Genomic DNA, 12,275 nt, shown 5'->3' on the forward strand with positions numbered 1-12,275 from the left:
GCGCCCGCGCGCTCCGCCGGCGGCCGGCTCAGACGCGCAGATAGCGATGGAGTGAAAGGCCGGAGCCGAGCATGCCGATGAGAAGACCCGCGACCACGATCTCCAGCGCCGTCGCCCGGAGGATCGCCCGCGCCGGCAGCAGAGGCAGGAAGGGCAGGCTCTGGGTGACACGCTGGTAGATCCAGGAGTACCCGGCCCAGGCGACGCCCAGGGCGGCCAGCGAGCCCACGAGGCCCAGCACCGCCCCTTCGACGACGAAGGGCCAGCGGATGAGCGCGTCGGTGGCGCCGACCAGCTTCATGATGGCGATCTCGTGGCGGCGTGCGTGGACCGTCACCCGGATCGTGTTCGCGATGAGGAAGACCGTCGCCGCCCCCAGCAGCGCGGCCAGCACGATGCCGGCGTTGCGCAACCATCCGGCCAGCGCGTCCAGCCGGTGGAGCGTCTCCGCGGGGTAGCTGACGTTCTCCACCACGCCCAGCGCTTTCAGCTGGCGGGCCACCGCGTCCACCCTGCCGGGGTCGGGTACGTGCACGTCCAGCTCGTCGCGCAGCGGATTCATGTCCTGAACCGAGTCGAGGAGCGCCGCCTGGTCGCCGAACTGGGCGCGCAACCGGTCCAGCGCCTGCTCCCGGGTCACGAAGGTGACCGACCGCACCCCCGGGATCCGCCGCACCTGGGCGAGCAGACCGGGGACGTCGCTGCGCTGGAAGGTGGGCTTCAGATAGGCCACCACCTGGACCTGCGCCTCCAGCACCTGGGTCATGTGGCTCAGGTTGAGCGCCGCCAGGACAAAGAGGAAGAGGATGAGCAGCGTCACCGCCGCCGTCCCGGCGGAGGCCAGGCTCATGGTCGAGTTCCGGCGCAGCGAGAGACCGCCCTCGCGCAGGACGAAGCCCCATGTCCTAGCCTTCAAGCGAGTACCTCCCCGCCACTTCGTCGCGCACGATGGTTCCGTGGGCCAGCTGGACCACGCGCTTGTTCATGGCGTTGACGATGTTCTCGGCGTGGGTGGCCATCAGGATCGTCGTACCGCTCTGGTTGATCTCCTGGAGGAGCTCCATCAGCCCCCAGGCGGTGGCCGGGTCCAGGTTGCCGGTGGGCTCGTCCGCGATCAGGATGGGCGGCGAGTTGACCATCGCCCGGGCCAGGGCCACCCGCTGCTGCTCGCCGCCCGAGAGCTGGCGGGGGTAGTCGCGCGCGCGGTGGCGGAGCCCGACCATCTCCAGGACCGCCGGCACCTTGCGCTGGATCTCCCGCCGCGACGCCTCCGTCACCACCAGCGCGAAGGCCACGTTGTCGAAGACCGTGCGATCCGGAAGCAACCGAAAATCCTGGAAGACCACGCCGACGCGGCGGCGCAGCAGGGGCACCTGGTTCCGGCGCATGGTGCGGAGGCGGTAGCCGGCGACCACGATCTCGCCCGCCGTCGGCACCTCCTCCCGGTAGAGGAGGCGGATCATGGTCGACTTTCCCGCCCCGCTCGGTCCCACCAGAAAGACGAACTCGCCCTTCTCCACCCGAAGATTGATGTCGTGCAGGGCCACGACCCGGTTAGGGTAGACCTTGCTGACACCGGACATTTCGATCAACGACGACACCTCGGTAACTGGACGGGGTGGGCCGGCGGTTACGTTGCCGTAAAATGGGCGCACAGAAGCGGCCCACGACTAGCGCTTTTCGACGCCTGGAGGACAAGTCCTGTCCATGCGGAGCCGTTTCTGTCGACCAATTCCAGGATCGCCAGGCTTTCGTCAACACCTTTCGCCGCATGACATGGAACGCGCCGGCAGGTGAGCGGGCGAAGCCGGCCGTAGCAGGAGACGGAAGGAGGGGAGGATCCGCGAAGGCACCCGGCGGCGCCGGTTCCCCCGAGCTCACGCGCACGGACGCCAGCCCGGCCGCACCGGGCCCGCGTCGCGTGCTCCTGGCCGCCATGGCGCTCGACCTGGGCGGGGCCGAGACGCACGTGGTCAGTTTGGCCCGCGCCCTGCGACGGCGCGGTCTGGAGGCGGAGGTGGTCTCCGGTGGCGGCCGGCTGGTGGCACGGTTGGCAGAGGCCGGCATCCCGCATCACTTCCTGCCGCTGGCCAGCCGTCAGCCCTGGCGGCTGGCCAGCGCGGTGAAGGGCCTGCGGGCGCTGGTCCGCCGGCGGGGTATCGAGCTGGTCCACGCCCACGCCCGCATCCCCGCCTGGGTGGCCGACCACGCGCTGGCAGGCAGCGACGTCCCCCTGGTCACCACCTACCACGGCCTCTACCAGGGCGGCTGGTTCTGGCGGCGCGTCACCCGCTGGGGAGAGCTGGTCATCGCGGTCAGCGAGGACGTCCGCGACCACCTGGTCCGACGCCTGGGCGCGGACCCCTCGCGCGTGCTGGTGATCCCCAACGGCATCGACCTGCAGGAGTACGCCCCCGCCTCCGCCACGCCGGCGCCGGCGGGCCTCGACCTGCCCGCGGACGCTCCCCTCGTCCTGCACGTCAGCCGGCTGAGTGAGTTCACGGAGACGGCGCTGGCCCTGGCCGAGGTCGCGCCGCGGTTGGCCGCCGAGGTGCCCGGCGCCCGCGTCCTGGTGGCCGGCGCGGGCCACGCGCTGGAACGGGTGCGCCGGGCGGCCGAGGAGGCCAACGCGCGCGCCGGGCGGACCGTGGTGGAGGCGCCGGGGGCCCGCCAGGACGTCCCCGCCCTTTTGCTCCGCGCCTGGCTGGTGGTGGCCGTGGGACGCTCGGCCCTGGAGGCGATGGCGGCCGGCCGCCCGGTGATCATCTCCGGCAACGGCGGTTACGGCGGCATCTTGAGCGAGGAGCGACTGGCCGACTTCGAGGCCCGCAACTTCACCGCCCGCGGCTTCGGCCGGCCCATCGAGGCCGCCAACCTCCTCCCCGACCTGCTCCGCCTGCTGCGCGACGAGCCGCTGCGCCGGCGCCTGGGGGCACTGGGACGCGAGACGGTCCACCGGCGGTATTCCGTGGAGCAGACGGCCGCCCGGGTGGAGGAGGTCTACCGCAGGGCCGTGGCGGCACGCGCCGGGCGCGCGCTGGCCGGCGGGACGAGGGGGGGCGCGGGGAAGCCGTGAGCCGGGTGGTGGTGGCGGGGTACTACGGCTTCGGCAACACGGGCGACGAGGCGCTCCTCACCGCCATGGTGGACGCGCTCCGCGCTGAGCTGCCGGGGGTGGATCTGGTCGTGCTCTCCGCCCACCCCGAGGCGACGCGCCAAGCCCTGGGCGTGGAGGCCGTGGACCGCTGGAGCCTGCCGGCGGTGCGGCGGGCGCTGGCCGGAGCCGACCTCTTCATCTCCGGCGGCGGCAGCCTGTTGCAGGACGCCACCAGCTTCCGCTCGCTCCTCTATTACGCCGGCCTCATCCTCTGGGCACACCGCCTGGGGCGTCCGGTGATGATCTACGCCAACGGCATCGGCCCGCTGCGCACCCGCCTGGCACGACGACTGGCGCGCGAGGCGCTGGCCGCCGCCACGCGCGTGACGGTACGGGACAGCGGCTCGCTCCACCTCCTCCACCAGCTGGCCCCGGAGGTGGCGGCGCGGGCGGAGCTCACCTCCGACCCGGCCGTCGCCCTGGAACCGCTGGAACCGGCGCCGGCGCGCGCTCTGCGCTCGGAGCTGGGCCTGGGCGGGGGTCCCCTGGCGCTCTTCTGCGTCCGTCCCTGGCGGCCCTCGCCGCGCTCGGAGGAGGCGGTGGCGCGGACCGCCGACCACCTGGCGGAGCAGGGCCTCGAGGTGGCCTTCGTCCCCATGCAGCTGCCCGGCGACCTGGCCGCCGCGCGCTCCATCGCCGCCCGCTGCCGCCGGCCGGTCCGCCTGGTCGAGCGCCTGCTGCCGCCGCGCGCTTTTGCATCGCTCGTCGGCCAGGCCGACCTCCTGGTGGCCATGCGCCTCCACGCCCTCATCCTCGCCTTTGCGCGGCGCGTCCCCTCCGTGGGGCTGGCCTACGACCCGAAGGTGGAAGGCTTTCTCCGGGACGTCCGCCTGCCCACGCTGGGCCCCTGGGAGGCGCTGGAGGCGGAGCCGCTGATCGCGGCGGTCGATACCCTGCTGGACCGGCGGGAGGAGACCGTCGCCGCCCTGGAGGAGCGGCTCGCCCGCGCCCTGCCGTTGGCCCGCCGCAACGCGGTCATCGCTGCGCAGATGGTCGGGGACCCCGCGCGCCCCGTCTCCCGGCTCGGCTAGCTTCCGCCCCCGTCCGGCCCCCCTGCCGGCCCCCGCGGTTCGTCTGCGCGGCGGCCTGTCGTACCCTTTGGTGAGGAAGGAGGCTGGCCATGCGCGAAAGCGGGGGTCGGACTCCCGGTTCGCTTCCTGGCGGGCGCCGGAACGGAGGCCGCGGCGGCCGGTCGGAGGGAGGTGCGGGGCGCGGCGGCTTCCGCCGCGCCGCCTGGACCGTTCTCTGGCTGGCCCTGGGCGCCGTCCTGGCTGTCGGCTCGGGCCTTCTCCTCTATGCCGAGGTCGGCCCGTTGCCGGGCATCTCGCCAGCGCAGCTGATGGGCGCCTCCGCCACGCTGGTTTACGATCGCAACGGCCGGGAGGTGGGCGCCCTTCCCGGGACCGCCAACCGGAAACCGGTCCCGCTGGACCAGATCGCTCCCTCCATGCAGCAGGCCATCGTGGCGGTGGAGGACCGGAACTTCTGGACGGAGCCGCCCATCGATCCGCTGGCGGTGGTGCGCGCCCTCTGGGCGGACATCCGCGCCGGCCGCATCGTGCAGGGCGGTTCCACCATCACCCAGCAGCTGGCCAAGAACGCCGTCGTCGGCAGCCAGGTCTCGCTCTCGCGAAAGGTGCGCGAGGCGCTCTACGCCATCCGCATCGCCCGTCTCTACAGCAAGCGCCAGATCCTGGAGTTCTATCTGAACCAGGTCTACTTCGGCCACGGCGCCTACGGCGTCGAGGCGGCGGCGCAGACCTACTTCGGGAAGCCTGCCTCGCAGTTGACGCTGGCCCAGTCGGCGCTCCTGGCCGGCCTGGTCAACGCGCCTTCGGCGCTGGACCCGCTGGTCTCCGACCCGCAGCTGCGGGCCGAGCACCAGAAGCTGGCGCTGGAGCGGCGGGACGTGGTGCTGAACGCCATGGTCCGCGCCGGCGCCATCACCCCGGCCGAGGCGCGGGCGGCGGCCGCCCAGGGCTTCGCCCAGATGGGCCTGGCCAGCGAGAAACAGGCGGCCGTCTCCTATCCCTGGTTCCTGGAGTACGTGGACGTGGAGCTGGCCCGCCTCAGCGCCAGCGGAGAGCTGCCGGTCAGCCCGACGCTCCTCCACACCGGCGGTTACAAGATCTACACCACCCTGGACCCGGGCGTGCAGCAGGCGGTGGAGAGCCTCTACCAGCCGGGCCACAACGGAAGCATCCTGGGCGCGCTCCGGGCGGATCGCAACCTGGATTCCTCCACCGTCGTGCTCGATCCCAGGAACGGCGCCGTGCGGGCTATCTACGGCTCCTACCAGACGGCCAACCCCTTCAGCCAGGGGTTCGTCCCCGCCTGGTCGGGCGCCATGCAGCCCGGTTCGGCCATCAAGCCGCTGACGGTCTACGGGCCCGCCCTGGACGTGGGCAAGCTGACGGTGGTCTCCCAGGTCTCCGACGCCAGCGACGTGGTGGCCGAGGGGGCGCCTGTGCGCAACTACCCGGGCGACCCCTACCTGCCGCTGGTGCCGGTCAGCCGGGCGATCGGCGCCTCCTTCAACGTCTCGGCGGTCTGGACGCTCCAGCAGATCGGCGCCTCCACCGCATCGCGCTACGCCCAGGCCTTCGGTATCCTCAGCGGCCCCGGCGACAGCCAGGACTGGAACAACCCGCGCCGCCTGGCGCTGGGCGACCTGGACCGCGGCGTCAACCTGCTGCAGATGGCCGGCGCCTATACGGCCTTCGCCAACGGCGGCCTCCGCTCGGAGCCCTTCGCCGTGGAGCGCGTCGTCGGGCCGGAGGGGAACGTCCTCTACCAGCACCAGCTGGTCCAGAAGCAGGTGGTCCAGCCGTCCACGGCCTACCTGATGACCTACCTGCTCCGCTTCCCGCTCCTGCCGCCCGACGGGACCGCCCGGGGAGCCGCCGCGCAGACCGGCGTCGGCCCCGACTGGCCGGCGGCGGGCAAGACGGGTACGGCCAGCCGCGCGCTCCCCTCGGGCGGCACGTCCACCGGCCACGTCTGGTTCTGCGGCTACACGCCGGAGCTGGTGGGCTGTTCCTGGATCGGCCTCTGGCGCCCGGACCAGGGCCGCTGGCCGAGCGGCATCACGAGCGACAGCGCGGCGCAGCTGCTGCTCGAGGTCTTCCGCCAGATGGGGCGGCCCTCCCGCGGCTTCGCCGTCCCCCCCAACGTGGTGGTGGTCGACGGCGTGCCCTTCGTCAAGGGGACGGTGCCGGCCGGCTTCCTGCTCGGGCAGCAGAACGTGATCCAGGGGACGGTGGCTGCGGTCTCGTCGCTCTCGCTGACGCTGGACACCACCCTGGGGCCGGTGGACGTCCCGCTGGCTCCGGGCGCGGTGGCGGTGGGACCCGGGGGGAGCGGAGACGTTCCCTCGCTGGTCCAGGTGGGCGATAGCGTCACCGTCTGGCTCTCCAACGGCCAGGCGGTGCTGGTGGTGGACGCGCAGGGAAAGGGAAGCCTCTCCCTGAGCGGCACCCTGGACGCGCTAAACGCCACGCAGGTGACGCTCACCCTGGCGGGAGGAGGCCAGGTCACGCTCCCCCTGGCGCCTGATGCCGCCGTCACCGCCCAGGGCCAGCCCGTCGACCCGGCCCAGGTCCTGCCGGGTGCTCCCGCCGTCGCCCAGCTGGACGCCTCGGGGCGCGTGACGGCCCTGGACCTGACGTTGGCCGCCACCCCGGGCACCAGCGGCACCATCGTCTCGCTGGAGGCCGGCAGTCTCGTCTTCAGCCCCGCCTCGGGCGGCGGCCCCGAGATCCTGACCCTGGACCCGCAGGTGCGTGTGACGCTGGACGGCCAGCCCTCCAGCCTTGCGGCGCTCCGGCCGGGGATGGCCGCCACCCTCCTCACCGACCCCCGCAGCGGGGCGGTGACCGCCATCGAGGCCTCGTCGGGCGGTCCGTCCGGCGCGCCGGCGGGCGGCTCCGCCACCCAGGGCGCCACGCTCAGCGGCTGGCTGGTGGGGACGTCGGGCGGGGAGCTGCTGCTCTGGAGCGGCGGCTCGCTCCAGCAGGCGACGCTGGCGCCGGGGGCGCGGATCAGCTTCGACGGCCTGGCCGTCTCGCCCGACCAGCTGGCCGCCTACGTCGGCGAGCAGGCGACGCTCGCCCTGGACGCCGGCGGGCAGGCCAGCCGGGTGGCGCTCAGCCAGCCGCCCGGGCAGCTCTCGGGCGCGGTGGCCGGCCGCCGGGGGTCGACCCTCCTCCTCCAGGCCGGGCAGCAGCCGGTCCAGGTGGACTTGGGCGCCTCGCCCGTGGTGGTGGCGGGCGGTCAGCTGGCCGGTCTGGGCGTGCTCAAACCGGGCGTGCAGGTGGTGGTGGACCCGGGGGTGGCCGGTGCCTCCGCCCTGGTGGTCCTCCGCTGAAAGAGGGCGGCGCCGGTTCCCCCGCCGGCGCCGCTCCGCCAACCCGGTCCGCTCAGGACCCCGTCCCGCCCGCCTCCTCCGTCTCCCCCGCCTCCTCCAGCGCCTGCCGGTACTCCTCCGGGCGGTTGACGTTGGCCAGGAGAAGCCCAGGCGATCCGCAGGCGGCGATCTCCGCCTCCTCCAGGCGGCGCAGGCGACGGCCGGCCAGGAAGTCCAGCGGGCGCCGCACGCCGGCTGCCAGCGCCGCCGCCACGTCCGGGGCGAGCGCGCGCCGGTAGGCGGCGAAAAGCGGGTGCTCGCGCCCCCCGGGGGCGGGCAGGGCCGCTTCCCAGCCTTCCTGCAGAGGGGCCAGGAGCAGGCGGGCGAGGCAGGGCGAGGCAAAGGGCATGTCGCAGGCGACCAGCAGGCAGGACTCCCGGGTGGCCGCCCGCATCCCCGCCAGCAGGCCGGCCAACGGTCCCTCGCCCTCCAGGCCCAGCGGGTCGGGCACGACCCGGAAGCCGAGCCGGAGGTAGGGTTCGGGGCGGTTGGCCACCACCACCACCTCGGCCGCCACGGGCGCGAGCCTGCGCGCGATGCGGGTGATCAGCGGCTCGCCGCCGAAAGGCAGGAGCGCTTTGTCGCGTCCCATGCGCCGGCTCGCACCGCCGGCCAGAAGGATGAGGGAGGCCTCCGGCCCCTCCTCCCGGGGCGCGCCGGGGAGCCCCTGCGCGCTCACGCCCGGGCGGCGGGGCGCGCCCGCTTGCGCGCCAGCACCCGCCGCGCGGCCTCGGCCACGGCCTCCGCGGTCAGGCCGTACTTCCTGAGGAGCTCCTCCGGCTTGCCCGACTCGGCGAAGGTGTCGCGGATGGCGACGAACTCCACGGGCACCGGCTCCTCCTCGGCCAGCGCCAGGGCGACGCTGGAGCCCAGGCCGCCGAAGATCTGGTGCTCCTCGGCCACCACCAGCGCCCCCGTCTCGCGGGCGGCATGGACCAGCGCCTGCCGGTCGAGCGGCTTGACCGAGGCCATGTCCAGCACGCGGCAGGCGATGCCCTCCCCGGCCAGGCGCTCGGCCGCCTCCAGGGCGGCGGCCACCAGCAGGCCGTCGGCCACCAGGGTGACGTCGCGGCCCTCGCGCAGGAGCTGGGCGCGCCCGATGCGGAATTCGAAGGGGCGCTCGTAGACGACCGGCGCCTTGGGGCGGCCCACCCGGATGAAGACGGGGCCGGGATGGCGGGCCGCGGCTCGTACCGCCTGGCGCGTCGCCTCGGCGTCGGCCGGGACGAGGACGGTGAAGCCGGGCAGCACCTGGGCCAGGGCCACGTCCTCGATGGACATCTGCGAGACGCCGTCCTCGCCGATGGAGATGCCGCCGTGGCTGCCGACGATCTTGACGTTGGCGCCGCTGTAGGCCACGGCCAGGCGCAGCTGGTCGAAGGCCTTGGACATGACGAAGGTGGCGAAGCTGGAGACGAAGGGCACCTTGCCGGAGAGCGCCAGACCGGCGGCGGCCCCGACCATGTTGGCCTCCTGGATGCCCATGTCGAAGAAGCGCTCGGGGAAGGCCTCGGCGAACTTTTTCGTGTAGGTCGACTTGGCCAGGTCGGCGTCCAGCACCACCAGCTCGGGCATCTCCCGGCCCAGCTCGACCAGCACCTCGCCGTAGGCCTCGCGCGTGGCCGGGCCCAGCGCCAGCGCCATCAGGCCTCACCCCCCAGCTCGGCCAGGGCGCGCGCCGCCTCTTCGTGCGTGGGCGCGCGGCCGTGGAAGTCGTTGTTCCCCTCCATGAAGGAGACGCCCTTCCCCTTTACCGTCCGCGCCACCACCGCCGCCGGCCGGCCGGCACGCCGCTCGGGCAGCGGGAGGCGCCCGTCCGGGGCGGCCCGGCCCCGCTCCTCCGCCCCGGCGGAGCCGCGGCGCGCCGCCCAGAGGAGCGCGCGCAGCACCTGGGCCATGTCGTGGCCGTCGATCTCGACCACGTCCCAGCCGAACTGGCGCCACTTCTCGGCCAGCGGTTCGAGCGGCAGGATCTCGCCCACCGGCCCGTCCAGCTGAAGCCCGTTGGAGTCGACGATGGCCACCAGGTTCTCCAGCTGCCAGCGCGGCGCCGAGAGGGCGGCCTCCCAGACCTGCCCCTCCTGGAGCTCGCCGTCACCCAGCAGGACGAAGACGCGGTAGTCACGGCCGTCCAGCCGCCCCGCCAGCGCCATGCCCAGGCCGATGGAGAGCCCCTGGCCCAGCGAGCCGGTGGAGGCTTCCACGGCGGGCAGGTCGCGGTGCGAGGGATGGCCCTGCAGACGGCTGTCGATGCGGCGGAGCGTCCCCAGCTCCTCGCGCGGGAAGTAGCCGGCCTCGGCCAGCGCTGCGTAGAGGACGGGGACGGCGTGGCCCTTGGAGAGGATGAAGCGGTCCCGGTCGGGCCAGTCGGGCCGTTCGGGATCGTGGCGCAGGACGCCGAAGTAGAGCGCGGCCACGAGGTCGGCGGCCGAGAGCGAACCCCCGGGATGGCCGGAGCCCGCTTCCTCCAACATGCGGATGACGTCCCGGCGGAGCGTCTGCGCGCGGCGGCGCAGGAGGTCGACGTCCAACGTGGTCTGAAGCAGGCTCAAGACCAACACCTCCGGCGTGATGGGGCGGCTCGGGCGCGCCGCCTCGAGGCCTATTCTACCGCCCGCGGCCCCCGGGACCGGACGGGCGGTTTGACCGGCGGCGGCCGGCACCGCAAGATGGAGCCGCAAAGGCCGAGGAGGGGAGAGCGATGGCGGGCATCGTGGTGCACGGGGGCGTGGGCCACGGGGGCGACCCGGACGGGCGGCTCCGCGCCGGGGTGGAGGCGGCGGCGCGGGCCGGCTGGCAGGTCCTCTCCGCGGGCGGGGAGGCGCTGGAGGCCGTGCTGGCCGCGGTCCGCACCCTGGAGGACGACCCGCACTTCAACGCCGGCACGGGCGCCGTCCTCAACCTGGCGGGCGAGGTGGAGATGGACGCCGCGGTCGCCACCGGCGAGGGCGGCTTCGGCGCGGTGGCCGCGCTGCCGCGGGTTCGCCATCCCGTCGACGTCGCCCGGGCGGTGATGGAGGAGACGGACCACCTGCTGCTGGCCGGCCTGGGAGCGCTGGAGTTCGCCCGTGCGCGCGGCTTCGAGCCGTACAACCCGGTGACCGTGGAGCGGCTGGAGCGCTGGCAGCGCGACCGCCGCCTGCTGGAGGCGGGTGAGTCGCCCTACTGGAGGCGGCTGGCAGAGCAGGCGGCCCGCGAGCGGCACTACTCCACCGTGGGCGCGGCGGCGGTGGACGCCCGTGGCCGTGTGGCCGCCGCCACGTCCACGGGCGGCATCTCCCTCAAGCTGCCCGGCCGCGTGGGCGACACGCCGGTGATGGGCGCAGGCACCTTCGCCTCCGCCCTGGGCGCCGCCTCGGCCACCGGACACGGCGAGGGCATCCTCCGCCTTGGCCTCACCCGCCTGGCGGTGGAGCGGATGGAGCGGGAGGACGCCATGAGCGCCGTGCGGGCGGTGGTGGAGCTGGCCGGGCGCGCCGGCGTGGAGGCCGGTCTGATCGGCGTGGACGCCCGCGGCGGACTGGGTTTCGCCTTCAACACGGGGCGCATGGCCTGGGCCCGCGCCGGCGAGGAGGGCCTGGAGGCCGGGGCCTGAGGCGGAGGCCGGCGCCTGAGAGGGAGGGAGGATCCATGGCGGTTCTGGACCGGGCCGAGGTGGAGCGCCGGCTGGCGGCGCTGCCGGGATGGGAGTGGGCGGAGGGCGCCATCCGCCGCCGCTACCGCTTCCCCGACTTCGTGGCGGCCATGGGCTTCGTGCAGCAGGTGGCCCTGCTGGCGGAGAAGGCGGACCACCATCCCGACCTGCTCGTCCGCTACGGCGAGGTGACGCTGACGCTGGCCACGCACAGCGAGGGCGGCGTCACGGAGAAGGATCTGGAGCTGGCGGCCCGCATCGAGCGGCTCGGGGCGGCCGGCACGGTCGCCTAGACGCGCTCCCCCGGGGCCGCCGTCCCGCGTTCCGCCCCGCCGGGGCCAGCCAGCAGGGCGGCGGCCCGCTCGCGCTCCAGCAGGAGCTCCTCCAGGCGGGCGGCCAGATCGCGCCCGCCGGCCGTCTCCGCCTCCCCTAGCCGCCCGGCCGGCAGCTCCCGGACGGCCGCCTCCAGCGCCGCCTCCAGCGCCTCGCGGCCCGCGCCGGCCGGCGTCGCGCCCGCCTTCCCCTCCCCGGCCCCCGCGCCGCTCTCGCCAAGGAGCGCCAGCACCTCGCGCTCCGCGGACAGGAGCCGGTCGAGCGCCCCCCCGCCGCTGGCGCCGGCTGCCCGGGCCGCCGCCAGCGCCTCTTCCAGGCGCTCGCCCTGCGCGCGCCACCTCTCCAGGAAGCGCGACCGCCACCGTTCCCCGCCCACCCGGGCCGCCACCCGTTCGGCCAGGGAGCTGCTGCTCCGGCCCTCCAGCAGCGGCAGGAGGACCACGCGACCGCCGTAGGCCTCCACCACCGGCCGCTCCGGCAGCGGGCGGCCGGCGTAGTCGCCCCCCTTGGCGTAGATCTCCGGTCGCAGGCGGGCGATGAGCCCGGCCGGGCTGGCCTCGTCGAAGAGGACGACGAAGTCGACGGCGGCCAGCGCGGCCAGCAGCTCGGCCCGCTCGGCCGCGGGGACGAAGGGCCTGAGCGGCCCCTTCAGGCGGCGGACGCTCGCGTCTCCGTTGACCGCCACCACCAGCAGGTCGCCCAGCGCGCGCGCCGCCTCCAGGTAGCGGACGTGGCCGGCGTGGAGC

The 12,275-nt window shown here is 74.6% G+C and carries 10 protein-coding genes and 1 pseudogene; 5 read left to right on the forward strand and 6 right to left on the reverse strand.

Going from position 1 to position 12,275, the window contains the following annotated elements; translation table 11 throughout:
• Positions 1-28: 28 nt before the first annotated feature.
• Together ftsX and ftsE are read right to left on the reverse strand one after the other, a co-directional pair.
• A complete protein-coding gene (gene ftsX / locus K6U79_04515) occupies positions 29-916 on the reverse strand; it encodes a permease-like cell division protein FtsX (GenBank protein ID MCL6521621.1) in 888 nt (295 codons plus the stop codon).
• The gene (ftsE, locus tag K6U79_04520) at positions 906-1,592 is read right to left on the reverse strand and encodes a cell division ATP-binding protein FtsE (protein ID MCL6521622.1); all 687 of its coding nucleotides are present in this window, start codon (positions 1,590-1,592) and stop codon (positions 906-908) included. Before ftsE ends, ftsX begins: the two co-directional genes overlap by 11 nt.
• Positions 1,593-1,921: 329 nt before the next feature.
• Between ftsE and K6U79_04525 the strand changes: the two genes are divergently transcribed.
• The 3 genes from K6U79_04525 (at position 1,922) to K6U79_04535 (ending at position 7,523) form a co-directional block, all read left to right on the forward strand.
• Complete coding sequence (locus K6U79_04525; GenBank protein ID MCL6521623.1) at positions 1,922-3,076, forward strand: glycosyltransferase; 1,155 nt, start codon at positions 1,922-1,924, stop codon at positions 3,074-3,076.
• Positions 3,073-4,188, forward strand: coding sequence for a polysaccharide pyruvyl transferase CsaB (gene csaB / locus K6U79_04530; protein ID MCL6521624.1), 1,116 nt, complete (start codon positions 3,073-3,075; stop codon positions 4,186-4,188). Before K6U79_04525 ends, csaB begins: the two co-directional genes overlap by 4 nt.
• An 89-nt stretch (positions 4,189-4,277) precedes the next feature.
• Entirely contained in the window at positions 4,278-7,523 is a 3,246-nt protein-coding gene (locus K6U79_04535; GenBank protein ID MCL6521625.1) for a transglycosylase domain-containing protein, read from the forward strand.
• Between the two features lie 52 nt (positions 7,524-7,575).
• Here the strand turns inward: K6U79_04535 and K6U79_04540 are convergent, their stop codons facing one another.
• From K6U79_04540 to K6U79_04550, 3 genes are all read right to left on the reverse strand, one after another.
• Positions 7,576-8,154, reverse strand: coding sequence for a molybdenum cofactor guanylyltransferase (locus K6U79_04540; protein MCL6521626.1), 579 nt, complete (start codon positions 8,152-8,154; stop codon positions 7,576-7,578).
• Between the two features lie 83 nt (positions 8,155-8,237).
• Entirely contained in the window at positions 8,238-9,206 is a 969-nt protein-coding gene (locus K6U79_04545; GenBank protein ID MCL6521627.1) for a transketolase family protein, read from the reverse strand.
• A complete protein-coding gene (locus K6U79_04550) occupies positions 9,206-10,108 on the reverse strand; it encodes a transketolase (protein MCL6521628.1) in 903 nt (300 codons plus the stop codon). Before K6U79_04550 ends, K6U79_04545 begins: the two co-directional genes overlap by 1 nt.
• A 155-nt stretch (positions 10,109-10,263) precedes the next feature.
• Between K6U79_04550 and K6U79_04555 the strand changes: the two genes are divergently transcribed.
• Entirely contained in the window at positions 10,264-11,157 is an 894-nt protein-coding gene (locus tag K6U79_04555; GenBank protein ID MCL6521629.1) for an isoaspartyl peptidase/L-asparaginase, read from the forward strand.
• 35 nt (positions 11,158-11,192) lie between these two features.
• Complete coding sequence (locus K6U79_04560) at positions 11,193-11,489, forward strand: 4a-hydroxytetrahydrobiopterin dehydratase (GenBank protein MCL6521630.1); 297 nt, start codon at positions 11,193-11,195, stop codon at positions 11,487-11,489.
• A 422-nt stretch (positions 11,490-11,911) separates the two neighbouring features.
• Here K6U79_04560 and K6U79_04565 read toward each other — a convergent pair.
• A pseudogene (locus K6U79_04565) lies at positions 11,912-12,275 on the reverse strand (adenylyltransferase/cytidyltransferase family protein).

This window comes from Bacillota bacterium (assembly GCA_023511835.1).
Lineage (GTDB): Bacteria > Bacillota > Sulfobacillia > JAIMAT01 > JAIMAT01 > JAIMAT01.

What these genes read in the sequence shown, in the direction of transcription:
- K6U79_04545 (MCL6521627.1), bottom strand. Translation starts at nt 9,206, where the DNA reads ATGGCGCTGGCGCTGGGCCCGGCCACGCGCGAGGCCTACGGCGAGGTG.
- K6U79_04555 (MCL6521629.1), top strand. Translation starts at nt 10,264, where the DNA reads ATGGCGGGCATCGTGGTGCACGGGGGCGTGGGCCACGGGGGCGACCCG.
- K6U79_04560 (MCL6521630.1), top strand. Translation starts at nt 11,193, where the DNA reads ATGGCGGTTCTGGACCGGGCCGAGGTGGAGCGCCGGCTGGCGGCGCTG.
- K6U79_04535 (MCL6521625.1), top strand. Translation starts at nt 4,278, where the DNA reads ATGCGCGAAAGCGGGGGTCGGACTCCCGGTTCGCTTCCTGGCGGGCGC.
- K6U79_04540 (MCL6521626.1), bottom strand. Translation starts at nt 8,154, where the DNA reads ATGGGACGCGACAAAGCGCTCCTGCCTTTCGGCGGCGAGCCGCTGATC.